Here is a 25,273-nt window from a genome sequence, read left to right as displayed (position 1 = left end):
GTCTTTGAACAGGAAAGAATAAGGCCAGGGAATATTCGATGACCAAAAGTGTGATGATCGTCGAGGACAACGAACTTAATATGAAGTTGTTTCGCGATCTTATCGAAGCCAGCGGATATGAAACCATCAGGACCAGAAATGGTCTTGAGGCGCTTGATCTTGCCCGAGAGCACCGCCCTGATCTTATCTTGATGGATATTCAGCTTCCTGAAGTGTCCGGGCTGGAAGTGACGAAATGGCTCAAGGATGATGAAGAACTGCGCCACATACCGGTGATCGCAGTGACGGCCTTTGCCATGAAAGGCGATGAGGAGCGTATTCGTCAGGGAGGCTGTGAGGCCTATATATCCAAGCCGATTTCTGTTCCGCGTTTTATTGAGACGATAAAATCTTATTTGGGCGACGCCTGATTATTTTCAATGTGGGGAAGTTTACGGAGTGAGAATCTGGGGGGCTAGGCATCATGACGGCAAGAATTCTCGTCGTTGACGACGCGGAATCACACGTAAAGCTGCTGGAAGCTCTCCTGTTGCGCGAGTATTACGAGGTGGTAACGGCCTCTAACGGCACAGATGCTATCGAAATTTGCCTTGGCGGCCAGATTGATGTGGTCATTCTCGATGTCTTATTGCCGGGAATGGATGGGTTTGAAGTTTGCCGTTGCTTGAAAGATGACCCACGCACAACCAATATTCCCGTTGGGATCCTGACGGCACTGGATAGCCCAGAAGATAAAATCAAGGGACTTGAAGCAGGCGCAGATGACTTCATGTCGAAGCCGGTCAAAGATCTTCAGCTGCTTTCCCGCGTCAAGAGCCTTGCCCGGCTCAAAATGGTTTCCGACGAATTGTTCCAGCGCACAGGCACGGTTGCCGACACGGAAGTGGAAGCGCTGCTTGTCACCAAGCTTTCTGGTCGGTTTGGGGGGGGAGAGGATGCCGCCCGCATTCTCGTTGTTGATGAGAACGAACTGGCTGCCGCTCGCCTTCGCATGATTCTGGGCGAGGACTATTTTGTCGATGTTGCTCATGACGCCAATGGTGCGCTGATCAAGGCGATTGAGAGTGACTATGACAGCATCGTTATTTCTGCCGATTTTACCTATTACGATCCGCTACGACTCTGTTCGCAAATGCGCACAATCGAGCGCACAAGGCTTGTGCCGATCATCCTGATCGTGAACGAAGATGAAGGCTCGCTGGTCGTCCGCGCCCTTGAGCTTGGCGTAAATGACTATGTGATGCGGCCGCTGGAGAAGCTTGAGCTTTATGCGCGGTTGCGCACGCAAATCAAGCGCAAGTGCTACAACGACCTTTTGCGTCAAAGCCTGCACCGTACAATCACCATGGCGGTGACAGACAGCCTCACAGGACTGCATAACCGTCGTTACCTCGATACACACATGCCGGTGCTGCTTTCGCGCGCTACGGGGCGTGAGCGGCCTTTATCAGTCGTTATGATCGACTTTGACTATTTCAAGCGTGTGAACGACAAATATGGTCATGATGGTGGCGATGACGTGCTGCGAGAATTCGCGGTGCGGCTGCGCAAGAAGATTCGCGGTATGGATGTCATGTGCCGTTATGGCGGCGAGGAATTTGCAATCATCCTACCCGATACCGATATAATGGCTGCAGCTGCGGTGGCCGAACGTATTCGCGAAGCGGTGGCAGAAACGCCTTTCCTGCTGGCTGGTGGCAAGCATAAGATCAGTATGACGATCAGTATTGGTATCGCATCGCTGCGTCTTATGGGAGGCGACACTGCCGAGGCGCTCTTCTCAAGAACTGATGCTGCACTTTATGAAGCCAAGAAAAACGGTCGCAACAGGATTGCTCTGTCTGCTGCTTAGAGCGCATCCCGAAAAGTGCGAAGCGGTTTTCGGACAAGATGCGTGACGGATAAAAAACGCATCCCGAAAAGTGCGAAGCGGCTTTCGGACAAGATGCGTGACGGATAAAAAACGCATCCCGAAAAGTGCGAAGCGGCTTTCGGACAAGATGTGCGTCAAAAAAGTTAGGGCACATCCAACGCTTAAACGAAAAAAGCCGTCTCGTGAGAGACGGCTTTTTCGATTCCTGCCAGTGATGTCTGGCGGCGGAAACGAAAATTACTTGATCTTCGTTTCCTTGAAGTCGACGTGCTTGCGCGCAATCGGGTCGTACTTTGTCTTTGTCATCTTTTCCGTCATCGTGCGGCTGTTCTTCTTCGTTACGTAGAAGAAGCCGGTGTCAGCGGTCGACAAAAGCTTGATCTTGATGGTCGTAGCCTTGGCCATATCGAAATACCTGCTCTTTCATGATTAAACCGCTGCGAGTCTCGCCAATTGGCTAGAAGCGGAAATTCGGCGCGACACTACGGATTGAGGGCGAAAAGTCAACCCCGCTTCTTCCTTTGAACAAGTCTTATCGCAGCAAAGAGTGCAAAAGCTGCAAAAAAGATGCCGAGAGTGAGTGGAAAGCCCTTTGGTCCCATGGCATCCATGCCAACACCGACCGCTTGAGGCCCGGCGAGCATGCCGATTGCATAGCAGAAAACAAAGGCGGCGTTTGCGGAAGCCAACTCGCGGCCGGTCAGCTCAGAGCCAAGATGTGCGAGGCCGACCGTGTAAAGTCCAGCCACGACACCACCCCATAAGAACAGGACGGCTGCCATCAGATACCAGCTTTGCATGAGGTACGGCAGTGCGATCATACCTATGAGGCCTGTCACAGCGCAGAACAGAAGCAGCTTGCGCCGGTCTGAAATACGGTCGCTTATGATGCCGAGCGGTATCTGCATCAATACATTGCCAAGCCCGATCATTGTCAGCAGCAGCGCAGCATCCCCTTCACTATATCCGACTCGCGCGCCAAAGACCGGGAAGAGAGCGAAACCGCCTGTTTCAACGGCACCGAATACGAAGACAGCCATCGTTGCTGTCGGAACGGCAAAGATGAATGGAAGGAAGGGGACATGGTCGCCTTCCTCGAAATCCGGGCTGTCGCGCCATGCGAGTAGCACAGGTATGGTAGCCACTATGATGATTGCAAAACCAACATAAAAGGGCATGCCCCCCGCACTCCCGATCTTCGAGAACAGCCACGGGCCGAGTGCGAAACCAAGCGAAAGAGATGTCGCATAAATACCGAGCACAAGTCCGCGCTTTTCAGGCGGGGCGGAGGCGTTAATCCAGTATTCAGATAAAACGAACAGCACGGTCAGGGCAAAATGCAGAACGATTCGCAAGGCGAACCATGCCCAGAGCGGCTGTAGGAAGTGGAAGCCTAGAAAAGCAACACTGCCGATGACAAGCATCAGCACAATGGCGCGAGCAACGCCGAGCCGGGCCGCTATCGGTGCCGCGAGTGGTGCGGCGACAATCGACGCAAGGCCAGCGACAGCCGTGTTGGCGCCGATCAGGCTTGCTGAGTGACCACGTGCTTCAAGAAGCACGCTCAGAAGCGGTATGCCCAAGCCAATTGCAGCGCCCATGGCGCTGATCGTAGCAATTGCTGCAGCAAGCGAACGCCAATGCATCTGGCCCTCTTTCGGCCCGCCTTCCGGTTCCCGGGAGGCAAGATCGGTAGGGTGGATTTCTTTGTTCATATGGTCAGATCACTTCGCGGACAAAGCGGCCATGCCGCTTGCTGTATTGTGCCACAGGCAAAGTGGCAGGCAGGTCGAGCCGGGTTTCTGTGAGCAGCATTCGCGCTTCCTTTAGAATGGCCTGAGTAATTCGGGCGACGTCGAGTTTATCAACTTCATCAATGGCCACCCAATCCAAATCTTCCAGTTCCCCACTCGGAACAAGTGATGCTCGTTCAAGTTCCGGCAGGCTGTCGCGAAAGGCGATAAAAAAACGCGCATCAAACCGACGGACATTGCCGGGTGGCGTTACCGCTCGAGCGAAATAGCGTAGATCACCAAGCGCTGGCAACGCACCACGTTCAAGGAATGCACACCAATCCTTGTTATCAGGCATTATTATGTTGGTGGATGGCAAACGTCGGGCAGAAGAGGTTTGATCGGAGGTCGGCTTGTCAAAGAATGTACGTGCAATCCGTAGCCCGGTTTCCTCAAAAGTTTCTCGGATAGCACAAAGTCCAAGTGCACGAGCCCTGCGCTGCGAAGCGCGCGTTCCCATGCCTGTCATCAGTTTTTGGGTATCGTTCTGACTGAGTTCTGTTGCCGCCGCTACCGCGCCGTCCCCTGCGTCTGCCCGTCCACCGGGGAAGACAAATTTGCCTGGCATGAAAACCAGACTGGAATGGCGTTTGCCCATCAGAATGCGTGGTGTGCGACCTGTCCGGTCAATCAACAACAACGACGCTGCATCGTGTGGACGCAGCGCCGATTTAGTTGATGACTGATTGAAAGGGGCGGGGGAGGCCACGGCAGAACCGCCTGTTATGTGACGTCGCCGTAATCGCCTTCGCCCTGTCCACCAAAACCGTGCATGAACAATGCCCATTGCAGGCCGATGGTTGCGCCCTTGATAGGCTGTAGCAAGAGCAGGGACATGATTACAATCATCGGACCCCATATCGCCATATGAACCCACAATGACAGGTTGGTCGTGGCTTCCACGCCCATGAATGCGCCAACTACGATGTGTCCGACGATGAGGATCGTCAGGTAGGCTGGAAGATCATCAGCGCGCTGCTCGGTATAATCTTCTCCACAGACAGAGCAATGATCTACTGGCTTTACAAAGGCACGAAACAGCTTTCCCTCGCCACAATGCGGGCAGCGGCATTTAAATCCGCGCCAGAGAGCCTGGCCGAGAGGGCGGCTCGGACGCGCGGTTTTCTGGCTTTCGCCGCCGAAAACCTGAACATGACTATTTGTGGAATTGGCCTCTAACGTGCTCATCTGCGACCTTTTCTCTTAGGACCTGTTTTCTTGGGTCCTGTTTTGGGGGAGCCGGAAAAGCCTGCTGGCTTTCCCTTGCGCCCGCGCATTCCCTTGCTTGCCTTATGATGCGAACGTGTCGACATCGGCAGGGAATGCGGTTCGGAAACCATCTCAAAACGAAGCGCACCCGCAACGGGGAGCGCTTCTACAAGCCTTACCGTGACAGTATCGCCCAGACGGAAGCCTTTTCCGCTTCTTTCTCCGGCGATCGCATGGTTCGCTTCGTCATATAGATAGTATTCATCACCCAAAGTTGAAATGGGCACAAGTCCGTCTGCGCCATATGTCGCAAGAGACACGAAAAGACCGGCTCTGGTGACGCCTGTGACGCGGGCTTCATAATCGTCACCAAGATGGGCAGCGAGGAAGTGTGCGATAAGACGATCAACAGTTTCTCGTTCGGCGAGCATGGCGCGACGCTCAGTCGAAGAAATCAGCGCCGCAGTTTCTTCAAGTTGCGATTCTTCTATCGCGGTCAGCCCATCATTACCCAGGCCAAGGGCCTTGATCAGTGCGCGATGGACAATGAGATCGGCATAACGGCGAATTGGCGACGTGAAATGCGCATATTTGTGCAAATTCAAACCGAAATGACCGATATTATCAGGGCTGTAGATAGCCTGACTTTGTGTGCGTAGCACAACCTGATTGACCAGATCCTGATGATCTGTGCCATCAACAGCTTCCAAGATGCGATTGAACTGGCCCGGCCTGAGTTCGGCACCCTTTGCGAGGTTCATATCAAGCGTGCGCAGGAATTCACGCAGGCTTTCCTGCTTTGCCAGTGCAGGCGCATCGTGAATTCGGAAGATCAGCGGCTGGCGACGCGCTTCAAGCACTTCAGCCGCGGCCACATTGGCCTGAATCATGAACTCTTCAATGAGCTTATGCGCATCAAGTCGTTCGGGCACTATGACCTTGTCGACCTTGCCATCGGGTGCCAGCAGAATTTTCTTTTCTGGCAGGTCCAGCTCAAGCGGTTCACGTGCATCACGACCACGCTTCAAGGCTGCATAGGCATTCCATAGCGGCTTGAGAATGGTATCAAGAATGGGTGCGGTCTTATCGTCGGTCGCACCGTCAATCGCTGCTTGTGCCTGCTGATAGGCTAGTTTTGCAGCTGAACGCATCAGAATGCGGTGGAACTTGTGTGACTTCTTGTGACCGTTGGCGTCAAACACCATACGCACCGCAAGCGCTGGACGATCTTCCAGTTCACGCAATGAGCAGAGATCGTTGGAAATGCGCTCGGGCAACATCGGTACAACGCGGTCGGGGAAGTAGACCGAATTGCCGCGTTTCAGCGCTTCACGATCAAGTGCGGAATTCGGGCGAATATAAGCAGCGACATCGGCAATAGCGACGATAACAATATGTCCGCCAGCATTATCCGGGTCAGTATCGGGTTCTGCATAAACCGCGTCGTCATGATCCTTTGCATCTGCCGGATCTATGGTGACGAGCTGAATCTTACGCCAGTCTTCCCGATTGCCATCAAGCGTCGCAGGCTTGGCGCTTTCAGCTTCGCGGATGACATCATCCGGGAAAATATGCGGGATTTCATGTTCATGGATTGCAATCATCGACAGCGCTTTTTCACTGTCGATGGAACCGACTACCTGACGCACCTTGCCAGCTGGCAGGCCATAGCGACGCGACGATGTAAGCTCGACTTCAACCAGATCGCCGCTTTGAGCATCCAGCAGCGATTGTGGGTCAAGCTGCACTTCCGGCTGCTTGCGGTTAACCGGTTCCAACCGCCATTCGCCGTTGCTGAGCTTGCGTAACACGCCGAGCACTGCATTGCTGCTGTGGTCGATTACCTTGATCACGCGAGCCGAATATTCTGGACCGTCATTTTCCTTGCTGCGGAAAATCTTGGCCAATACGCGGTCGCCAACACCCACAGTGGGGCCATCGGAGGCTTTATTGAGACGCGTACGGCGGATCAGCACTACCGGTGCCTTACCATGTTCGGCTTCGTCCCAATCCGTTGGACGCGCAACAAGACCACCGTCATTGTCCCGTCCGGTTACGTTCAAAGTTGTGATCGGGGGCAGCGAACCCGGTCGCGACAATTTGCGATCGCGCTTTTGAACGAGCCCTTCATCGGCAAGTTCACGCAACAGGTCTTTCAGATAGACCCGCGCATCACCTTTGATGTTGAAGGCTTTGGCAAGTTCACGCTTGCCAGCGCGATCCGGATTTTCCTCAATGAACTTGAGAACTTCGTCACGCGACGGCAAAAAGGAAATCGGATCGCCAGATTTCGCCGCATTTGATTTTGCTGTTGTTGCACGCCGTTCGGTCCGCGCGGATCGTCCGGTATCTGGTTTGGGGAAACGGCGCGCCAAGTCTTACTCCTCTGCCGCTTTCGCCTTGCTTTTTGATTTAGCAGCAGGCTTCTTTGCGGCGGTCTTTTTCGTTGTTGTCTTCTTTTCAGCAGTCGCTGACTTGCTGGCGGCTTTACGTGCCGGAGCCTTTTTGGGTTTCGTGCTGCCAGCTTTTTCCGTAATCAGGGCGAGCGCTTCTTCAAGCGTCACACTTGCCGGGTCTTTGCCCTTTGGCAGAGTCGCATTGACTTTGCCCCAGTTGACATACGGACCATAGCGGCCATCACGGACGGTGATTGAGCCGCCATCAGGATGATCGCCAAGCGTTGCAAGCGCTGCAGGTGTGGAACGCCCGCGACCAGCACCCTTGGACTGTTTGTCGGCAAGCACAGCAACCGCACGGTTAAGGCCGACCGAGAAAACTTCGTCAGCATTTTCGAGGTTCGCGAACGTACCGTCATGGCTGACATAAGGACCATAGCGTCCAATGCCGGCTGAAATCATTTTGCCGGTTTCAGGGTGCTGTCCGACATCGCGTGGCAGCGACAGAAGGGCAATCGCCTTTTCATGATCAAGCGTATCGACCGACCAACCTTTCGGCAAGCTTGCGCGCTTGGCTTCTTTGCCTTCGCCGCGCTGGATATAAGGTCCGAAGCGTCCGGTGCGGGCAGTGATTTCTTCGCCGGTGAAAGGATCTTTGCCGAGCGACTTTGGCTCGTCAGAAGCTGCCGCATCCCCATTGCCCTCGCCTCCAAGCTGACGGGTGAACTTGCATTCGGGATAATTGGAGCAGCCGACAAATGCGCCATACTTGCCGAGCTTCAGCGAGAGCTGACCAGTTCCGCAAGTCGGGCAGGTGCGTGGATCGCTGTCATCACCGCGATCCGGGAAAGCAAGCGGTGCCAGTTCTTCATTGAGCGCATCGAGAACATTGGTAACACGCAGTTCCTTGATGTCGTCGACAGAGCCCGAGAAATCACGCCAGAAATCGCGCAGAACGTCCTTCCACGACAGCTTGCCATCGGAAATCAGATCAAGCTTTTCTTCCAGGTCAGCCGTGAAATCATATTCGACATAGCGCTTGAAGAAGCTTTCAAGGAACGATGTTACCAGACGGCCTTTCGGGTCTGGCGTCAGCTTGCGCTTGTCAATGGTGATATATTCGCGATCACGCAAGGTGGCGAGTGTCGCCGCATAGGTTGAAGGGCGGCCAATGCCGAGCTCTTCCATCTTCTTGATGAGAGAGGCTTCTGAATAGCGCGGTGGTGGTTCTGTGGAGTGCTGCGTGGCATCGATCTTTTCGCGCGCAATCGTTTCACCAGAGCGGATTTCCGGCAGTTTTGCGCTGTCTTCATCCTCGTCCTCTTCCTCGCGATGATCCGTATAGGCAGCAAGGAAGCCGTCGAACTTCGTGACCGAACCATTGGCGCGCAGCATTGCCGACTTCGAGCCGTTCAAGGCTTCGATGTCTGCTGTCGTGCGTTCGATGTCGGCAGCCTGCATCTGACTTGCGATAGCACGCTTCCAGATCAGCTCATAAAGACGTGCCTGATCTTCATCGAGATAGCGGCGCACTTCTTTGGGGTGGCGCATGAAGTCAGTCGGGCGGATTGCTTCGTGCGCTTCCTGAGCGTTCTTTGCCTTGCTGGCATAATAACGTGGCTTTTCCGGCACGTAGTTCGGCCCGAAACTTTTGCCAATGGCGTCACGTGCTGCAGTGATCGCTTCGGGTGCTATTTGCACACCGTCGGTACGCATATAGGTGATGAGACCGGTGGTTTCACCGCCAATGTCTACGCCTTCATAAAGGCGCTGCGCCACCTGCATGGTGCGCGAAGCGGAGAAACCGAGCTGACCTGACGCTGCCTGCTGCAGGGTCGAGGTTGTGAATGGAGGTCCGGGGTTACGCTTGGTTGGCTTTGCTTCGACCGAGACTGCCTTGAAGCTTGCGCCTTCAAGCATTGTGCGGATCGCGCTTGCCTGCTCTTCATTCTTGATGTCGAGCTTGCCAAGACGTTTGCCATCGACAGCTGTCAGGCGTGCCGTGAAGTTATCATTGCGTGGTGTTTTTAAAAGTGCGGCAATGTTCCAGTATTCTTCACGGATGAAGCGCTCGATCTCGGACTCGCGATCACAGACCAGACGAAGTGCTACTGACTGAACGCGGCCAGCCGAGCGCGCACCTGGCAGCTTGCGCCACAGGACCGGCGACAAGGTAAAGCCGACCAGATAATCGAGAGCACGGCGAGCCAGATAGGCGTCAACCAGAGGCTCGTCGATGTCACGCGGATTGGCGATAGCATCAAGGACAGCCTTCTTGGTGATTGCATTGAATGCAACGCGTTTTACCGTTTTGCCCTTAAGAGCTTTCTTTTGATTGAGAACTTCCAGCACGTGCCACGAAATGGCTTCCCCTTCGCGATCAGGGTCAGTTGCCAGAAACAGGCCGTCGCTGTCCTTCAGCGCTTTGACAATATCTGCCAGACGCTTGGCGGAATTGCTGTCCACTTCCCAAGACATGGCAAAATCTTCGTCCGGGCGGACGGAACCGTCCTTAGCTGGTAGATCTCGCACATGACCAAACGAGGCCAGAACCTTATAGTTCGAGCCGAGATATTTGTTGATAGTTTTGGCCTTGGCAGGCGATTCGACAACGACAACGTTCATTAAAGCAGCCTAGATTCGCGACCTTCTAAGGCAAAATGCCTATTCATCGCGTTCAAATTGTTGCCTTTCACATGAACAGCGGTTTGCGTTTGGTCAAGAGCATGACGACAAAATTCGTCAAATACAACTTAGGATTGCTGTTACTGGTTATAAAACCAATGGTAGTATTATGGTGGGGTATATCCGATGGGTTTGAACCAGGAGGGTGATTTTCACGTGATGGAAACAGAAACGTCGTGGGGGCATAAATGGTTCAACGGGAGACAGCTCACCGTGAGACATTGGCGTATATCGAAGAAATGTTGCAAGAACTCGTCAAGATGGCAAGGACAACCGATAGTCATCTTTTGGCCTATCTGATGGACATGGCATTGCAGGAAGCGCGAGACAATCAACATAGCTATACATATGACTGACTTTATAAATGCTCCTCTTGCGGCATAAGAGCTACCTGATTGCCGGGATAGCGTAACAGCCTCCCGGCAAGATCAAGCTCGAGCAAGATCAGTTGTGCGGAACCGGCGCTGATGCCGACATGCCTGACCAAAGTGTCCACATCAATCGGTACAGGGCCAAGTGCGTCGACCATCAGATCGCGCTCCATGTCTGTGGTGATGGGCTGCAGCACTGCCGGTTCTTCATCAAGCTGGTTTAAGAGATCAGCCTGTTCCAAATCGGATAAAATGCTGCCATCGGGCATAAGTGGTGCAAGAGATTCGATAACGTCGTCTGCGCTGGTAACGAGTGTTGCGCCTTGCTTGAGCAGGGCGTTCGTACCGCGAGCACGTGGGTCGAGGGGAGAGCCCGGCACAGCAAAAACGGTACGGCCCATTTCGCCCGCCATGCGCGCGCTGATAAGCGAGCCGGAGCGTTCGGCCGCTTCAATGACAATCAGACCCAACGACAGTCCTGCGATAATTCGATTGCGTCGCGGAAAATCCCGCGCGCGGGGCTCGGCACCCATTGGCATTTCTGTAATCAATGCACCGCCATTTTCGGGAATCGCACGATAGATCGGTAAGTTCTCGGGCGGGTAGGGCCGGTCGAGGCCACCAGCCAGGACGGCAACGGTGCCGCTCATCATGCTGGCCTTATGGGCGGCTGCATCGATGCCGCGTGCCAGCCCTGAAACGATAGCGAAACCGGAATCGCCCAGATCGCGTGCTAATTTTTCGGTGAAACGTGCGCCAACGACAGACGCATTGCGCGACCCAACGATTGCTACGGGTGGTTTGCGAAACACATTCGCATCGCCCTTGATGATAACCAGCGGTGGCGGTGCTTCGCAATTTTTCAATTGTTGCGGATAGTCGGGCTCGCCCATGCCAACAAGGCGGGCTCCCATATTCTCAATGGCGTCAAGCTCACGCTCGGCATCGTCCAAGGACGAAACACGCACTGGCCGCGAGCCGCCGCCACGAATATTGAGGTCGGGCAATCGTTCGATTGCGTTGGCTGCGGAGCCACAAAAGAGAATCAGGTCGCGGAAAGCAACCGGACCGATGTTTTCGGTCCGGATAAGGCGTAGCCAGTTGATCCGCTGGCGGTCGGAGAGGCGAATTCCAGTCTTCGAATTCGCGCCCTCTTTCATCCCTTTTTACCGATCTTGCTTTCGGTGCCGCTTAGGAGCCGCGAAATGTTGGCATGATGTTTGATGAAGATGATAATTGTCATGACAGCAAATAATGCTGCAATCGCAAGATCTCCACGCACGTAAAGTGCTATTGGGACAATAAGGGTCGCGACAAGAGCCGAAAGCGACGAATAGCGGGTCAGCAAGGCCGTGATGATCCAGGCGGCGATGAATACCAGCGCACCGGGCCAGGCAAGCCCAAGCAGGATACCCAGATAGGTCGCAACGCCCTTGCCGCCTTTGAAGCCGATCCAGACAGGGAAGAGGTGGCCGATAAAAGCACCAAACCCGGCTGCAATGGCAGCATATTCACCAAAGCGCAAAGCAATCAGGACAGCGACTGTGCCTTTAAATGCATCAAGAAGAAGCGTTGCAGCAGCGAGTTTCTTATTTCCGGTGCGCAGGACGTTGGTCGCGCCAATATTGCCGGAGCCGATGGAGCGCACATCGCCAAGTCCGGCAAACCGGGTCAGGATAAGCCCGAAAGGAATAGAACCGAGAATGTAACCGAAAACCAGCGTGCCGAGCGGCACCAAATTGAACAGACCTGCTTCGGCCATGAAACTCCCCATATGTTCCATATATAAATTATCGCGTTTCGAGCAAAAGTACGAAGCGGCTTTGTGTAGGATAATACGTCAAAACAAATAGTTAGAGCAGTTTCAACGATTCAGCCTCCACTGAACCGCTCTAATTAAAGCATTTCCAGCAAAAGTGCGAAGCGGTTTTGCGTTGGATAATGCGTTAAAACAAAGAATTAGAGTGGTTTCAACGATTCAGCCTTCACTGAAACCACTCTAATTGAGAAGAAAAGCCGCCCAAAAGCAAGACGGCTTGCCCAAATTTGTTAGGCCGAATAAACCGTTTTGCCGCCAACTACGGTGCGGTTCACACGTCCCTGAAAGCGAGCGCCCTCAAAGCAGCTGTTCTTCGAGCGCGAATGCAAATCCTGCTCGCGAACGACCCAAGGCTCGTCGAGATCAACAATGGCGAGGTCAGCTTTTGCACCCGGCTTGAGCGTCCCGGCATCAAGACCGAAAATACGTGCGGGCGCGGTCGAAAGGACTTCCGCAAGACGCAGCAAAGGAATGCTGTCATTGTGGTAGAGACGAAGGGCCGCTGCGAGCAGTGTTTCCAGGCCAATCGCACCGGCTTCTGCATCTGCGAAGGGAAGACGCTTAGTGTCGACATCCTGCGGGTCATGGGCAGAAACGACGATATCAATCGTACCGTTTTTGACCGCTTCAACCATCGCAAGGCGATCTTCCTCGCTGCGCAGAGGTGGGGAAAGACGAAAGAATGTCCGGAATTCACCAATATCGTTTTCGTTGAGCGACAGATGATTGATAGAAACACCGGCGGTGACTTTCGTGCCGAGTTCTTTTGAGCGGCGCAAAGCATCGGCAGACATGGCGCAGGAAATCTGGGCCGCGTGATATCTGCTTCTGGTCAGCGCAGCAAGGCGCAGATCGCGCTCGAGCGGGATGACTTCAGCTTCACGTGGGCTGCCGGACAGGCCGAGCCAGCTTGCGAAAAGACCTTCATTCATCACGCCATTTGCGCCGAGATAGGTGTCGCGGGTTTCGCAGGCTATGACCGCGTCGAAGTCGCGGGCATAGGTCAGCGCACGCCGCATCAACTGCGTGTTGGCAATCGTATGACGTCCTTCGGTGAAAGCCACGGCTCCCGCATTACGAAGCAGGCCGATCTCTGTCATTTCCTCGCCACGCAACCCTTTGGTGATGGCTGCCGCAGGATAGACATTGACGATGGCCGTGTCGCGCGCTGTCCGCTTGACGAATTCAACAAGTGCGACATCATCGATGACCGGATCGGTATCAGGCATCATGATGATGGAGGTGACACCGCCGGCTGCGGCCGCGTGGCTTGCGGAAGCAATGGTTTCGCGATGTTCGGCACCGGGTTCACCGATGAAAACACGGGAATCGACCAGACCCGGTAGGATCGCCATGCCGTTGAGATCGATAATCTCTGTGCCTTCCGGAGCGCCTTGATTGCGAACATCGGCACCGCTGGCAACAATCTTGCCATCCTGGATGAGCAGGCTGCCGCTTTCGTCCAGTCCACGCGAAGGGTCAACGATACGGGCATTTTCAAATAAGGTCGTGCTCATGCTCGCTCTCCGTCGCTCGTCTGGTTACGTCGGGGATCAAGCAGCGCTTCCATGACCGCCATGCGAACGGCGACGCCCATCTCAACCTGCTGCTGGATCATGCTTTGCGGACCATCGGCAACATTCGAGGCGATTTCTACGCCGCGGTTCATCGGACCGGGATGCATGACGAGTGCGTCAGGCTTTGCATATTTGAGCTTTTCGTTGTCGAGGCCATAGAAATGGAAGTATTCGCGCACCGAAGGTACGAAAGATCCTGCCATCCGCTCACGTTGAAGGCGCAGCATCATGACGACATCTGCGTCTTTCAGGCCTTCTTCCATGGTGTTGTAAACTTCAACACTCATATCGGCGATGCCGGAAGGTAGCAGGGTCGAAGGGGCGACGACGCGAACGCGTGCGCCAAGTGCATTGAGAAGCAGAATGTTGGAGCGCGCAACGCGCGAGTGTAGCACATCGCCGCAAATGGCAACGATCAGGTTTCCGATGTCGCCCTTGGCGCGGCGGATGGTCAGCGCGTCGAGCAGCGCCTGTGTCGGGTGCTCGTGCGCACCGTCGCCAGCATTGACGACTGCACAGCCGACTTTTTGCGCAAGGAGCGCCGCAGCACCGGCAGACGCATGGCGTATGACGAGAATGTCTGGCTGCATGGCGTTCAGCGTCATCGCGGTGTCGATGAGCGTTTCGCCCTTCTTGACCGACGAGTTGCCGACCGACATGTTCATCACGTCCGCGCCCAGCCGTTTTCCGGCGAGTTCGAACGATGATTGCGTTCGCGTCGATGCTTCAAAGAAGAGGTTGATCTGGGTGCGACCGCGCAGCACGGACTTTTTCTTCTCGGACTGTCTGGAGACAGCCACTTCCTGATCCGCAAGATCGAGAAGACAATTAATGTCCAGGGGCGATAGCCCCTTGATGCCAAGCAGGTGGCGATGAGGGAAAATCGGTGAGACCGTTTGATTTGTCATGGCAAGTCATCCGTATAGAGCTGCGAAAGCTGGACCGCAACCGCCGTTATAATGGCTTTGGCGGATTCACAAAGAAAAACCTGTATTCTTTGGGCATAAAGCGGTGAGCTGTCGGAAAATGTTAGTAAATTACAATGCAAGAACGCATAGAATGTCAGCTCTGCGCGCCTCAATCGGCTCGCAAGCTGATTTTGAGTTGAACAAAGCCGAACGGATAAGCCTGTGAAAACGCACGAAGTCACCAACCAGACACCGTCCATGACGGGCACCAATGCATATCTGGGCGACCCGCTTCTGATACAAATCGCAGCACGTTTTCCGAAAGAACTCCATACCGATCTGGAGAATACCGGACGTTTTGTCTTGTCAGTGGAGGCGCAAGATCTTGCGCGCTTGGCAAATACTGAGCTGCCGAAACTTCGTACGCATGACCGACAGGGACGACGCGCCGATCTGGTTGAATATCATCCAGCTTACCACGCCTTGATGCGCCGCTCGATTGCGCAGGGGCTGCATTGCTCGATATGGGAGGCGAATCCTCTTGAAACCGGACGCCGTCATCAGGCACGTGCCGCGCGTTTCTATCTGACAGCGCAACTTGAAGCGGGACATCTTTGTCCGTTGACGATGACGAACGCGTCGCTTGCTGCCGTGATGGCTTCGCCTGATCTTTACAAGGATTGGTCGCCGCAGATTCTGTCGCACAAATATGATTCCTCGCAAAAGCCTGCGTTTAGCAAGCAGGGTATCACGCTCGGCATGGGTATGACCGAAAAGCAGGGCGGCACAGACGTGCGTGCCAATACGACCCGTGCAGAGCGCAATGAGGATGGTACTTACACGCTGAGCGGCCACAAGTGGTTTATGTCGGCTCCAATGTCGGATGCGTTTCTCGTATTGGCCCAAGCGGAAGAAGGACTTTCTTGCTTCCTGTTGCCACGTTTGACCAATGAAGCGGCCGGAAATGGCTTTTTCTTCCAGCGTCTGAAAGACAAGCTGGGCAATAAGTCGAACGCTTCCGCAGAAGTCGAATTCGACGATGCTATCGGCCATCTCGTCGGAAATCCCGGCGAAGGTGTGAAAACCATCATGGATATGGTGACGCTGACCCGTCTTGATTGTGCGGTTGCTTCTGCCGGTTTGATGCGTTCAGGTCTGGCTGAAGCCGTTCATCATGCGCGTCATCGCGTGGTGTTCGATAAACCATTGATAGAACAGCCGCTGATGAGCCGTGTTCTCGCTGATATGGCGCTGGATGTAGCGGGTGCGACTGCACTTTCCATGCGCCTTGCCCGTGCGTTCGACATGGCGGCAAGCGACCGGGCGGAAGCCGCTTTCGCTCGCTGCATGACACCAGTCGTCAAATATTGGGTCTGCAAGATCGCTCCAGCACTGCTTTATGAAGCGATGGAATGCCTTGGTGGGAATGGCTATATTGAGGAGGGCAATCTCGCCCGCGCCTATCGTGAAGCCCCTGTCAACGCGATCTGGGAAGGTTCCGGCAATGTTATGGCGCTCGATGTGGCGCGGGTGCTGTCGCGCGCACCGGCACTTTTTGATGAAGTGCTAGACTGGATCAGCGAACAGTTGGGCGTGCGTGGGCAGGGCACAATTGATGTACTTCAGGCTGCATTGCAACTGACTGAGACCGATCAGGGTGTCGCGCGTCTTCTTACAGAACAGCTCGCCTATGCCGCTGCCGCCGCCGAACTGCGTAACCTTGGTGCAGATGACATTGCAGATGCTTTCATTGAAACCCGGCTCGGCGGGCAGTGGCGCTCGACCTATGGCATGTTAGACGCGCGCCACAATGCCAACAGGATTCTTGATCAGCTCTATCCGGCGTCGTAATCACTATCGTCTTGATGCGATGATCGAAGCAGGTGCAAGCGATCCAGCGCGCCTTGCAGAATGAATGAAGCAGCTGCTGAATCAATGCGTTCGGCCCGCTTGCCGCGCGAGACATCCATGCCGATCAATGCGCGTTCTGCAGCGACTGTCGAAAGCCGTTCGTCCCAGAAGACGAATGGTAGATCAGTAAGTGGCTGCATGGTGCGGACAAATGCACGCGTCGCCTGAACGCGTGGTCCGGCAGTGCCATCCATGTTCATTGGCAGACCGATAATGATGATGCCAACCTTGTCTGCTACGAGTGCTTTAAGCAGCACCTGTGCATCGATTGTGAATTTGGCGCGTTTGATAACAGTGCGAGGGTTGGCGAATGACAGGCCAAGATCGGAAACTGCGAGGCCGATGGTTTTGGTGCCAAGATCAAGCCCCGCAATGGTTTGGCCGGGCTGCAGGATTTCCAAAACGTCTTCGATTTCAACGACGGCCATTGTTCCTCATAGCTTTCTGATCAGGGCAATTTGATCAGGCGTCATATTGCCTGAAACTTCATTGGCGTAATATCTGTTTTAAAACTGAAAATCGAGCCGCAAGGAGTACTGCAATGAAAATCACCTGGTTGGGCCACGCAGCCTATCGTGTTGAAACGGACAAAGCGGTCATTCTGATCGATCCATTCATCAATGGAAACCCTGGCGCCAAAGGCATCGATTTTAAGGAAGCAACGCAGGGTGTCACGCATATTACGCTAACCCATGGTCATGGCGACCATATTGGCGACACTGTCGAAATCGCCAAAGAGCATGGCGCAACGGTCATTGCAAACCCTGAAATCACCGGCTGGCTCGGTCGCCAGGGCCTTGAAAAATTCAGCATGGGCAATACCGGCGGCACCATTGTTCGCGACGGCTTTAGCGTGACATTTGTTAATGCGCTGCATTCTTCAGCGCTCATGACAGAAGACGGCATCACACAATCGATGGGCAATCCGAATGGTCTGGTTTTCCATTTCGAAAATGCTCCGACACTATATCATATGGGTGATACGGATATATTTTCCGACATGGCGCTGATCAACGAACTACATCAGCCAGAAATCGGCATCGTGCCGGTTGGTGATCGCTTTACCATGGGTGGTGCTGTTGCAGCCCTTGCCTGCCAGCGTTATTTCAACTTCAGGACCGTGTTGCCGTGCCATTACGGATCATTCCCATTCATAGAAAAGACCGCCGACAAATTCGTTGCGGCGATGGCCGATCATAAGGAAACGAAGGTTCTGGTGGCCAAACCCGGCACTGTTCACAGTTTCTAGAGCGTCTTTCGATCTGATGGAATCAGACAGGCGCTCTAGCGATTTTCTATAACGCGCATCTTGTCCGAAAGCCGCTTCACACTTTTCGGGATGCACTCTAACTGCGTATGGAAGCGCAAGAAATGTTGCGCTTCCCCACCTGCACCGTTATAGCCGGTAAAAGAACCTTTTCGGGGCAGCTTCATGCTGCCCTAATCAAGCATTTGCGGAGAACAGGATGTCCGTCGATATTTCCACCGTCAAGCGTGTAGCGCATCTCGCGCGCATTGCTGTCAGCGAAGATGAAGCTGAACGCATGACCGGGGAGCTCAATGCAATTCTGGGCTTTGTCGAGCAGTTGAACGAAGTCGATATTGATGGCATTGAGCCGATGACATCGGTCTCGCCAATGAAGATGCGTTTGCGTGAAGATGCAGTAACAGACGGTGATATTGCCAATGCTGTCGTTGCGAATGCGCCGGTCACGGAAGATAATTTCTTCGTCGTTCCAAAGGTCGTGGAGTAAGTCATGGCCGTTCGGGTTTCCATCGAGACCCCGTTGCAGGATGATGTGCGTGATCTGGTTGAAGCCTTGAACGCACATATGTTGCCGCTGTCGCCGCTCGAATTTCAGTTCAAGATGACGGTTGAGCAGATGGCTGAGCCTGCGACAACGGTTTTCGTGGCTCGCGATGAAGACGATAGGGCTGTCGGTTGCGGTGCATTAAAAATGCACGAAGACGGTGTGGGCGAATTGAAGCGCATGTTCACCCGACCTGAAGTCCGCGGAAAACGCGTAGGCTCACTACTTGTCGAAGCGATTGTTGAGCTGGCAAGAGCCAAAGGTGTTTCGCGTCTGGTCCTTGAAACGGGCACTGGTCCCGGCTTTGATGGTGCCTGGCGGCTTTATGAGAATTCAGGTTTTGCGCGCTGCGGTGTGGTTCTGGATTATCCGGACTCCGAATACAGCGCCTTTTTTGAAAAGCGTCTCGTTGAGGCGCACTGACAGGATTTGACGATGAGCGAACTGACCGCACTGACCATTGCCGAGGCGCGCGACAAGCTGAAGGCCAAGGCGATTACCGCGACCGAACTGACGGAAGCCTATATTGCGGCGATTGATTCCGCCAATGAGACGATCAATGCCTATGTTGCCGTGACGCCTGAAAAGGCGCGGGAAATGGCAAAAGCTTCGGATGCGCGCATTGCTGAAGGCAAAGCTGGCGCTCTTGAAGGCATTCCACTTGGCGTGAAAGATCTGTTTGCGACCAAGGGTATCCATACTCAGGCTTGCTCGCATATTCTCGATGGCTTTAAGCCTGAATATGAATCAACCGTCACGGCCAATCTTTGGGCAGACGGTGCAGTCATGCTTGGTAAGCTCAATATGGATGAGTTCGCCATGGGCTCGTCGAATGAAAATTCCTATTATGGTGCAGTAAAGAATCCGTGGCGCGCGAACGGCTCCGATGTCGATCTGGTGCCAGGTGGTTCGTCTGGTGGTTCAGCAGCGGCTGTTGCCGCGCAGCTTTGCGCGGGCGCCACTGCAACCGACACCGGCGGTTCAATTCGTCAGCCAGCTGCTTTCACAGGTACAGTTGGTATCAAGCCGACCTATGGCCGCGTGTCGCGCTGGGGTGTCGTTGCTTATGCGTCGTCGCTCGATCAGGCTGGTCCGATTGCACGCGATGTTCGCGATGCTGCGATCCTGTTGAAATCCATGGCCTCGCTCGATCTTAAGGACACAACTTCGGTTGATCTGCCGGTGCCTGATTATGAAGCAGTCATTGGCAAGTCCCTCAAGGGCATGAAGATCGGCATTCCGAAAGAATACCGTGCCGACGGCATGCCGGAAGAGATTGAGGCGCTCTGGCAGAAGGGCGTTCAGTATCTCAAGGATGCTGGTGCAGAAATCGTCGATATTTCGCTGCCGCATACCAAATACGCGCTCGCTGCCTATTATATCGTTGCCCCTGCGGAAGCCTCGTCCAATCTCGCACGTTATGATGGCGTGCGTTATGGTCTGCGTGTACCGGGCAAAGACATTGCCGACCTGTATGAGCAGAGCCGTGCTGCAGGCTTTGGTAAGGAAGTGAAGCGCCGTATTTTGACCGGCACCTATGTTCTATCGGCTGGTTATTACGATGCCTATTATTTGCGCGCGCAGAAGGTACGTACGCTGATCAAGAAGGACTTTGAAAACGTCTTCGCGAGCGGTGTCCATGCAATCCTGACGCCAGTCACGCCTTCTGCTGCATTCAGCATCGGCGACAAGGAACTGGCGAACGATCCGGTCAAAATGTACCTCAACGACATTTTCACAATTACGCTCAATATGGCGGGTCTGCCGGGTATTTCAGTTCCAGCGGGTCTGAACGATCAGGGGCTGCCGCTTGGTTTGCAGCTTATCGGACGTCCATTCGAAGAAGAAACGTTGTTTCAGGCTGCAGGCGCTATTGAACAGGCAGCTGGACGCTTTACCCCTAAGAAATGGTGGTAAAATCTGAACTTCTTATTCGCCGGGCCAAAACGCCCGGCGAAACTGTTTTTATGGCTGAGTTAGCGGTTCGCGCATGGCAAACTGCTGCTCGCGACCACATTGAAGTGACGGATGAAAGCCGGGCTGCACTACACACCAAATTCCTGTGCGATATCAACGAGAATGCCGATGGAATTCTGGTGGCTGAGCGACAAGGTCAGGTGTGCGGCTGGGGCGCACGCATACCCAAATCCAATTATATCTCCGATCTTTGGATCGATCCCGCCTATCACGGTCAGGGGCTGGGTGGCTTGTTGCTCAATGCGTTGATGGCGGAGATTCTTCTTGAGAGCTTCGCAGAAGCGGAAATCGGAACGCATGCTGATAATCTTCCGGCAATCGGGCTTTATAGAAAAGCTGGCTTCGCTGTTTACTGGCAAGAAGAAGAGTGGTCTGAGAGCTTTGGTCGTCGGGTGGAAAAGGTTCGCATGAAGGTCGGCTTATAAAGCCCCCCGTAAAGCTCCATTGTCATTTGCACATATGCGCCTATCCTCTTGTAAGGAATCAATTTTCAGGAGGAGGGGCTTATGTGGATCATGCTTACTGATGTCAGCGGTGAAAGAGTTGCCGTGAATTTCAATCACGTTCTTTCCTATAACGCATATGGGACAGGAACCCGCATCGTAACGCTGAGCACCGATCTGACTTTCTTTGTTAAAGAATCCACCGAAGAGATTGAGAGCAGGCTCGGTATCGACGTGAAAAGCTGAGTTTCTAAACAAGAACGGCAACCCGGGTTGACGAGTTGCCGCTTTGGTATTTACGCCTTCTTATTCGAATGAACTCGATCAGATGTCGAGCTCTTCCACGAAAGCTGCACGATCCTGAATGAAGCGGAAGCGGGCTTCTGGCTTGGTGCCCATCAGATCGTCGACCGTGTTGCGGGTTTCATCGATATAGTCTTCATCGACATGTACTCGCAAAAGCGTACGCTTCTTGGGATCCATGGTCGTTTCTTTGAGCTGCTCGGCGCGCATTTCGCCAAGGCCTTTGAAGCGGCCAATTTCAATCTTGCCACGTCCTGTAAACAGCGTGCGAAGCAATTCATCCTTGTGTGCATCATCACGTGCATAGGCGACTTTACCGCCTTGGCTAAGACGATAAAGCGGCGGTACGGCGAGATAGAGATGACCGTTACGAATGAGGTCCGGCATCTCCTGATAGAAGAAAGTAATCAGAAGCGATGCGATATGCGCGCCATCCACGTCAGCATCGGTCATGACGATGACGCGGTCATAGCGAAGGTCATCTTCGCGATAATTCTTGCGCGTACCGCTACCAAGCGCCTGCACGAGATCAGCAATCTGCTGGTTGGCTGTTAGCTTTTCGCGGCCTGCACTTGCTACGTTCAGAATTTTGCCGCGCAGCGGCAGGATTGCCTGATTGGAACGATTGCGCGCCTGCTTGGCGGAGCCACCAGCCGAGTCACCCTCGACGATGAACAGTTCTGCGCCTGCGGCCGCATTCTGCGTGCAATCAGCAAGCTTACCCGGAAGGCGCAGCTTACGCGTAGCACTTTTGCGGACAGTTTCCTTTTCCTGACGGCGACGCAGACGTTCCTCAGCGCGGTCGACAACCCAGTCGAGCAAGCGCGAAGCTTCCTGCGGCGAAGCTGTGAGCCAGTGGTCAAACGGATCGCGGATGACATTTTCCACGATACGCTGCGCTTCAACGGTCGCAAGCTTGTCTTTGGTCTGACCGACAAATTCGGGTTCGCGAATGAAAACCGACATCATGGCCGCCGCCGAAATCATCACGTCATCGGTGGTGATAATTGAGGCGCGCTTGTTATTAGTCAGTTCTGCATAGGCTTTCAGGCCACGCGTCAAAGCGATGCGCAGGCCAGCTTCGTGCGTGCCGCCATCGCCTGTCGGGATCGTATTACAATAGGAGTTGACGAAGCCGTCCCCGCCATACCACGACACAGCCCATTCAACTGCGCCATGCCCACCCTGTTTTTCTGTGCGGCCCGCAAAAATTTCGCGCGTAACCTGATGTTCCTTGCCGAGCGACGCAGAAAGATAATCTTTCAGGCCACCTGGGAAGTGAAACACAGCCTTTTCGGGCGTTTCTTTTTTCGGGTCGAGAAGAGCTGGGTCGCAGCTCCAGCGGATTTCCACACCACCAAATAGATAGGCTTTCGAACGCGCCATGCGATAAAGCCGGTGCGGGTCGAAATGCGCGCTTTTGCCAAAAATATCCGGGTCTGGATGGAAGCGGACGCGCGTGCCACGACGGTTATGCACCTCACCGGCGTCTTCCAGACCACCCTGCGGAATACCGCGTGAAAAGCGTTGGCGATAAAGGCGGCGATTGCGCGCGACTTCCACTTCCAGAACATCGGAAAGCGCATTGACGACGGACACACCGACGCCGTGCAGACCACCGGATGTTTCATAAGCTTTGCCGTCAAACTTACCGCCCGCATGCAGCTTGGTCATGATGACTTCAAGCGTGGATTTTCCCGGCACCTGTGGGTGTTCATCCACTGGAATGCCGCGACCATTGTCGCTGACGGTTATGAAGCCTTCAGCATCGAGGCTGACTTCAATGAAGTTGGCGTGGCCTGCAACCGCTTCGTCCATCGAGTTGTCGATGACTTCAGCGAAAAGATGATGCAGAGCCTTTTCGTCCGTGCCGCCGATATACATGCCGGGGCGCAAACGGACAGGCTCCAAACCCTCAAGAACGCGAATGGACGACGCATTATAGTCGTCACTTCCCGACGAAGCAGGTGGTGCCTTGGTGGCAGCAGGCGCGGACTTTGGGGCAGATGGCAACGGCGTCGCTGCCGGCTGCGCAACAGGTCGCGGAGCGGGCGCCTTTTCAGACTGTCGCTCCTGCACCCGTTCGCGGGCATTGTTGACTACTCTGGAAAAGAGATCGTTATCGTCCATCTTTGTCCGAAAAGCTTTCTGTCTGAATTTACGATGGCTGCGTCATACACGCTTAAGCCGAAAATAGTGTGTCTGCGAATCACATAGATGATGCCACGGGAAATCACGAAAGGCGACCAAAGTTCGCCTTACGTTCTGATCTTGTCGGGCTTTATCAAAGGGTTTTATTCATCCGCACCAGGATTTGCACCAGAAACGTGGCGAAAGTCAAACCGCACGCTTTTCCGGGGCTGTTTAAGATGGAAACGAAGAGCCCATTCGCGTAAGCGCAAGGGGTAGCGAGGAAATTGCGAGTGGTGAAATGCAGAGTAGGGCAGCAGTTAGCGTAGAAGCGCATGTGAGGGGCATGGCAATCATGGTGCTCTCGGTGTTGTTGCTGCCGCTTATGGATGCCATCGGCAAATGGCTTGCCATGATGGATAATATGCCGCCCGCAACAGTCACCTTTATGCGTTTTTTCATCCAATCCGTGCTGATGTTTCTGGCGTTGATCGTCATGGGCGGCTTGGCCGCTTTGCGGACGACGCACCTTACCGGCAATCTGGTTCGCGGTGCACTGATGGGGTTTGGCGGAACGTGCTTTTTCACCGCCGTCAAATATATGCCTCTGGCGGATGCTATGGCGGTGTTTTTCGCCGAACCACTGATCCTGACGCTGCTTTCTGCTGTGTTCTTGAAAGAAAAAGTTGGCTGGCGCCGCTTCAGTGCAGTCGGAATCGGGTTGATCGGTACGATGATCGTCATTCAGCCGAGTTTTGAGATTTTTGGGGCCGTATCGCTGCTGCCATTGGCGACTGCTGTCACCTTCGCAATCTATCTTATCCTGAACCGGAAATATGGCGCTAAGGAAAGCCCTGTCGTCATGCAACTCTATGCAGGCATTGGCGGTGCTTTTCTCGCAGGTCTGGCCATGGTGCTTGGTACGGCCATCGGCATTGAGGATTTGACGTTCTCGCTGCCGCACAGCCTGCAACCATGGTTATTGTTACTTTTGCTGGGCACGATTGGCACGGTCAGTCATCTGCTGGTCGTGCAGGCGTTCAAGCTCGCGCCCGCATCCATGCTTGCGCCATTCCAATATCTGGAAATCGTCAACGCTGTTCTGGTCGGACTGATTGTTTTTGGTGATTTTCCGACGCCGTCGAAATGGTTCGGAATCGCAATCATCGTCGGGTCAGGCTTCTATGTCTTCATGCGCGAGCGACGCGTAAAGCCGGTCTGATCTTATTTTGTCTGGCGAGGGCCAAAAACGCTTTCGAAGGCCCTGCCGAGCGCGACATCCACGTCGCCCATAGCCACCGGCAGCCCCAGGTCGACCAGGCTGGTAACGCCATATTCGGCGATGCCGCAGGGGACGATGCCGCCGAAATGTTCGAGTTCCGGCTCGACATTGATTGCAATGCCATGAAAGCTGACCCAGCGACGGAGGCGAATGCCGATGGCTGCGATCTTGTCTTCGCACATGCCACCATTGGCAAGCGGCGGCTTTTCAGGGCGTACAACCCACACACCAACGCGATCCGCACGTCGCTCACCCTTGACGTTGAATTGTGCAAGTGTCTCGACGATCCATTGTTCGAGCGCGGTTACAAAAGCACGCACATCTTCACGGCGCCTTTTGAGGTCGAGCATGATGTAAGCCACCCGCTGACCGGGGCCATGATAGGTGTATTCACCTCCGCGTCCGGTGTTAAAGACCGGGAAACGATCCGGTGTCAGCAGATCTTCAGTGTGGGCGCTTGTGCCTGCTGTATAAAGTGATGGATGCTCGACGAGCCAGACAAGTTCGTTCGCTGTGCCTTCACGAATGGCCTGTACACGCGCTTCCATGAAGGCGAGTGCCTCTTCATAATCCGTCAAACCATCAGCGATCAGCCATTCGACTGCCGGAGCGTCGGCGGATGTCGGCAGGAAATGCACTTCACCGGTCGCAACATTGTGTGTGGAGGGCGATGGTTCATCCGTATGGACTGTGAAGAGGGGGGCTGAGCTATCGTTCATGATCGCAGCATATGGCGCTTTTTTTGCGCCTTTGCCAGATGTCAAAATGCCTCTACGTATCGACGT

The 25,273-nt window shown here is 54.2% G+C and carries 24 protein-coding genes; 11 read left to right on the top strand and 13 right to left on the bottom strand.

Annotated features, from left to right (window positions below; genetic code table 11):
- The first annotated feature begins 38 nt into the window (after window positions 1-38).
- A complete protein-coding gene (locus OIV19_RS16735; RefSeq protein WP_007878616.1) occupies window positions 39-410 on the top strand; it encodes a response regulator in 372 nt (123 codons plus the stop codon).
- Between the two features lie 53 nt (window positions 411-463).
- On the top strand, window positions 464-1,852 hold the full coding sequence (locus OIV19_RS16730) for a PleD family two-component system response regulator (RefSeq protein WP_264232331.1): 1,389 nt from the start codon (window positions 464-466) through the stop codon (window positions 1,850-1,852).
- Window positions 1,853-2,110: 258 nt separating this feature from the next.
- Here the strand turns inward: OIV19_RS16730 and rpmG are convergent, their stop codons facing one another.
- The 6 genes from rpmG to topA all read right to left on the bottom strand — a co-directional run bounded on the left by rpmG (window position 2,111) and on the right by topA (window position 9,896).
- A complete protein-coding gene (gene rpmG, locus OIV19_RS16725) occupies window positions 2,111-2,278 on the bottom strand; it encodes a 50S ribosomal protein L33 (RefSeq protein WP_007878621.1) in 168 nt (55 codons plus the stop codon).
- Between the two features lie 98 nt (window positions 2,279-2,376).
- Complete coding sequence (locus tag OIV19_RS16720; protein ID WP_151092876.1) at window positions 2,377-3,519, bottom strand: MFS transporter; 1,143 nt, start codon at window positions 3,517-3,519, stop codon at window positions 2,377-2,379.
- A 73-nt stretch (window positions 3,520-3,592) separates the two neighbouring features.
- Entirely contained in the window at window positions 3,593-4,375 is a 783-nt protein-coding gene (locus tag OIV19_RS16715; RefSeq protein WP_498831058.1) for an NUDIX hydrolase, read from the bottom strand.
- Window positions 4,376-4,389: 14 nt separating this feature from the next.
- Entirely contained in the window at window positions 4,390-4,854 is a 465-nt protein-coding gene (locus OIV19_RS16710; RefSeq protein WP_264232330.1) for a DUF983 domain-containing protein, read from the bottom strand.
- A complete protein-coding gene (gene rnr, locus OIV19_RS16705) occupies window positions 4,851-7,250 on the bottom strand; it encodes a ribonuclease R (RefSeq protein WP_264232329.1) in 2,400 nt (799 codons plus the stop codon). Before rnr ends, OIV19_RS16710 begins: the two co-directional genes overlap by 4 nt.
- Window positions 7,251-7,253: 3 nt before the next feature.
- Entirely contained in the window at window positions 7,254-9,896 is a 2,643-nt protein-coding gene (topA, locus tag OIV19_RS16700; RefSeq protein WP_264232328.1) for a type I DNA topoisomerase, read from the bottom strand.
- A 248-nt stretch (window positions 9,897-10,144) separates the two neighbouring features.
- Here topA and OIV19_RS16695 point away from each other — a divergent pair, with 248 nt between their 5' ends.
- Window positions 10,145-10,312, top strand: a complete 168-nt coding sequence (locus OIV19_RS16695; RefSeq protein ID WP_191793122.1) for a hypothetical protein — start codon at window positions 10,145-10,147, stop codon at window positions 10,310-10,312.
- Window positions 10,313-10,314: 2 nt separating this feature from the next.
- Here OIV19_RS16695 and dprA read toward each other — a convergent pair whose 3' ends face one another.
- The 4 genes from dprA to OIV19_RS16675 all read right to left on the bottom strand — a co-directional run bounded on the left by dprA (window position 10,315) and on the right by OIV19_RS16675 (window position 14,631).
- A complete protein-coding gene (gene dprA / locus OIV19_RS16690; protein ID WP_264232327.1) occupies window positions 10,315-11,487 on the bottom strand; it encodes a DNA-processing protein DprA in 1,173 nt (390 codons plus the stop codon).
- Complete coding sequence (plsY, locus tag OIV19_RS16685) at window positions 11,484-12,089, bottom strand: glycerol-3-phosphate 1-O-acyltransferase PlsY (RefSeq protein ID WP_264232326.1); 606 nt, start codon at window positions 12,087-12,089, stop codon at window positions 11,484-11,486. The genes dprA and plsY overlap by 4 nt, the downstream gene beginning before the upstream one ends.
- A 287-nt stretch (window positions 12,090-12,376) precedes the next feature.
- A complete protein-coding gene (locus tag OIV19_RS16680) occupies window positions 12,377-13,663 on the bottom strand; it encodes a dihydroorotase (RefSeq protein WP_264232325.1) in 1,287 nt (428 codons plus the stop codon).
- Window positions 13,660-14,631, bottom strand: coding sequence for an aspartate carbamoyltransferase catalytic subunit (locus OIV19_RS16675; protein ID WP_191793125.1), 972 nt, complete (start codon window positions 14,629-14,631; stop codon window positions 13,660-13,662). The genes OIV19_RS16680 and OIV19_RS16675 overlap by 4 nt, the downstream gene beginning before the upstream one ends.
- A 222-nt stretch (window positions 14,632-14,853) precedes the next feature.
- On the opposite strand from OIV19_RS16675, the gene OIV19_RS16670 reads away from it, so the two are divergent.
- Window positions 14,854-16,482: an acyl-CoA dehydrogenase family protein gene (locus OIV19_RS16670; RefSeq protein ID WP_264232324.1), complete on the top strand. Its 1,629-nt coding sequence runs from the start codon at window positions 14,854-14,856 to the stop codon at window positions 16,480-16,482.
- On the opposite strand, the gene ruvX is transcribed toward OIV19_RS16670, so the two are convergent.
- A complete protein-coding gene (ruvX, locus tag OIV19_RS16665) occupies window positions 16,467-16,970 on the bottom strand; it encodes a Holliday junction resolvase RuvX (protein ID WP_264232323.1) in 504 nt (167 codons plus the stop codon). The two genes, OIV19_RS16670 and ruvX, sit on opposite strands and share 16 nt — an antisense overlap.
- Before the next feature lie 113 nt (window positions 16,971-17,083).
- Here ruvX and OIV19_RS16660 point away from each other — a divergent pair, with 113 nt between their 5' ends.
- The 6 genes from OIV19_RS16660 to OIV19_RS16635 all read left to right on the top strand — a co-directional run bounded on the left by OIV19_RS16660 (window position 17,084) and on the right by OIV19_RS16635 (window position 21,019).
- Window positions 17,084-17,791: a metal-dependent hydrolase gene (locus tag OIV19_RS16660; protein ID WP_151092805.1), complete on the top strand. Its 708-nt coding sequence runs from the start codon at window positions 17,084-17,086 to the stop codon at window positions 17,789-17,791.
- Between the two features lie 217 nt (window positions 17,792-18,008).
- On the top strand, window positions 18,009-18,296 hold the full coding sequence (gatC, locus tag OIV19_RS16655; RefSeq protein ID WP_264232322.1) for an Asp-tRNA(Asn)/Glu-tRNA(Gln) amidotransferase subunit GatC: 288 nt from the start codon (window positions 18,009-18,011) through the stop codon (window positions 18,294-18,296).
- A 3-nt stretch (window positions 18,297-18,299) separates the two neighbouring features.
- Entirely contained in the window at window positions 18,300-18,776 is a 477-nt protein-coding gene (locus tag OIV19_RS16650; RefSeq protein WP_264232321.1) for a GNAT family N-acetyltransferase, read from the top strand.
- 12 nt (window positions 18,777-18,788) lie between these two features.
- The gene (gene gatA / locus OIV19_RS16645; RefSeq protein ID WP_151092811.1) at window positions 18,789-20,270 is read left to right on the top strand and encodes an Asp-tRNA(Asn)/Glu-tRNA(Gln) amidotransferase subunit GatA; all 1,482 of its coding nucleotides are present in this window, start codon (window positions 18,789-18,791) and stop codon (window positions 20,268-20,270) included.
- A 50-nt stretch (window positions 20,271-20,320) separates the two neighbouring features.
- Window positions 20,321-20,755, top strand: coding sequence for a GNAT family N-acetyltransferase (locus OIV19_RS16640; RefSeq protein ID WP_264232320.1), 435 nt, complete (start codon window positions 20,321-20,323; stop codon window positions 20,753-20,755).
- Window positions 20,756-20,836: 81 nt separating this feature from the next.
- Window positions 20,837-21,019 (top strand): hypothetical protein, encoded by a 183-nt coding sequence (locus OIV19_RS16635; protein ID WP_024900242.1) that lies wholly within the window; start codon window positions 20,837-20,839, stop codon window positions 21,017-21,019.
- Between the two features lie 78 nt (window positions 21,020-21,097).
- On the opposite strand, the gene parE is transcribed toward OIV19_RS16635, so the two are convergent.
- Window positions 21,098-23,206, bottom strand: coding sequence for a DNA topoisomerase IV subunit B (parE, locus tag OIV19_RS16630; protein WP_151092816.1), 2,109 nt, complete (start codon window positions 23,204-23,206; stop codon window positions 21,098-21,100).
- Window positions 23,207-23,507: 301 nt separating this feature from the next.
- Here parE and OIV19_RS16625 point away from each other — a divergent pair, with 301 nt between their 5' ends.
- Window positions 23,508-24,428: a DMT family transporter gene (locus tag OIV19_RS16625; protein ID WP_264232319.1), complete on the top strand. Its 921-nt coding sequence runs from the start codon at window positions 23,508-23,510 to the stop codon at window positions 24,426-24,428.
- Window positions 24,429-24,430: 2 nt separating this feature from the next.
- Here the strand turns inward: OIV19_RS16625 and lipB are convergent, their stop codons facing one another.
- Window positions 24,431-25,207 carry a lipoyl(octanoyl) transferase LipB gene (gene lipB / locus OIV19_RS16620; RefSeq protein ID WP_412535000.1) on the bottom strand — a complete coding sequence of 259 codons (777 nt, stop codon included), beginning with the start codon at window positions 25,205-25,207 and terminating at the stop codon, window positions 24,431-24,433.
- Window positions 25,208-25,273 lie beyond the last annotated feature (66 nt).

It is taken from the genome of Brucella sp. HL-2, from assembly GCF_025846885.2.
Lineage (GTDB): Bacteria > Pseudomonadota > Alphaproteobacteria > Rhizobiales > Rhizobiaceae > Brucella > Brucella quorumnocens.
Note: the sequence above shows the minus strand (reverse complement) of the source record. Positions and strands in the feature narration are given on the sequence as shown.

Excerpts from the sequence above, each read along its gene's own strand:
- OIV19_RS16735 (WP_007878616.1), top strand. The coding sequence starts at position 39 with ATGACCAAAAGTGTGATGATCGTCGAGGACAACGAACTTAATATGAAG.
- OIV19_RS16730 (WP_264232331.1), top strand. The coding sequence starts at position 464 with ATGACGGCAAGAATTCTCGTCGTTGACGACGCGGAATCACACGTAAAG.
- rpmG (WP_007878621.1), bottom strand. The coding sequence starts at position 2,278 with ATGGCCAAGGCTACGACCATCAAGATCAAGCTTTTGTCGACCGCTGAC.
- OIV19_RS16720 (WP_151092876.1), bottom strand. The coding sequence starts at position 3,519 with ATGCATTGGCGTTCGCTTGCTGCAGCAATTGCTACGATCAGCGCCATG.
- OIV19_RS16710 (WP_264232330.1), bottom strand. The coding sequence starts at position 4,854 with ATGAGCACGTTAGAGGCCAATTCCACAAATAGTCATGTTCAGGTTTTC.
- topA (WP_264232328.1), bottom strand. The coding sequence starts at position 9,896 with ATGAACGTTGTCGTTGTCGAATCGCCTGCCAAGGCCAAAACTATCAAC.
- OIV19_RS16695 (WP_191793122.1), top strand. The coding sequence starts at position 10,145 with ATGGTTCAACGGGAGACAGCTCACCGTGAGACATTGGCGTATATCGAA.
- dprA (WP_264232327.1), bottom strand. The coding sequence starts at position 11,487 with ATGAAAGAGGGCGCGAATTCGAAGACTGGAATTCGCCTCTCCGACCGC.
- plsY (WP_264232326.1), bottom strand. The coding sequence starts at position 12,089 with ATGGCCGAAGCAGGTCTGTTCAATTTGGTGCCGCTCGGCACGCTGGTT.
- OIV19_RS16680 (WP_264232325.1), bottom strand. The coding sequence starts at position 13,663 with ATGAGCACGACCTTATTTGAAAATGCCCGTATCGTTGACCCTTCGCGT.
- OIV19_RS16675 (WP_191793125.1), bottom strand. The coding sequence starts at position 14,631 with ATGACAAATCAAACGGTCTCACCGATTTTCCCTCATCGCCACCTGCTT.
- ruvX (WP_264232323.1), bottom strand. The coding sequence starts at position 16,970 with ATGGCCGTCGTTGAAATCGAAGACGTTTTGGAAATCCTGCAGCCCGGC.
- OIV19_RS16660 (WP_151092805.1), top strand. The coding sequence starts at position 17,084 with ATGAAAATCACCTGGTTGGGCCACGCAGCCTATCGTGTTGAAACGGAC.
- gatC (WP_264232322.1), top strand. The coding sequence starts at position 18,009 with ATGTCCGTCGATATTTCCACCGTCAAGCGTGTAGCGCATCTCGCGCGC.
- OIV19_RS16650 (WP_264232321.1), top strand. The coding sequence starts at position 18,300 with ATGGCCGTTCGGGTTTCCATCGAGACCCCGTTGCAGGATGATGTGCGT.
- gatA (WP_151092811.1), top strand. The coding sequence starts at position 18,789 with ATGAGCGAACTGACCGCACTGACCATTGCCGAGGCGCGCGACAAGCTG.
- OIV19_RS16640 (WP_264232320.1), top strand. The coding sequence starts at position 20,321 with ATGGCTGAGTTAGCGGTTCGCGCATGGCAAACTGCTGCTCGCGACCAC.
- OIV19_RS16635 (WP_024900242.1), top strand. The coding sequence starts at position 20,837 with ATGTGGATCATGCTTACTGATGTCAGCGGTGAAAGAGTTGCCGTGAAT.
- parE (WP_151092816.1), bottom strand. The coding sequence starts at position 23,206 with ATGGACGATAACGATCTCTTTTCCAGAGTAGTCAACAATGCCCGCGAA.
- OIV19_RS16625 (WP_264232319.1), top strand. The coding sequence starts at position 23,508 with ATGCAGAGTAGGGCAGCAGTTAGCGTAGAAGCGCATGTGAGGGGCATG.
- lipB (WP_412535000.1), bottom strand. The coding sequence starts at position 25,207 with ATGAACGATAGCTCAGCCCCCCTCTTCACAGTCCATACGGATGAACCA.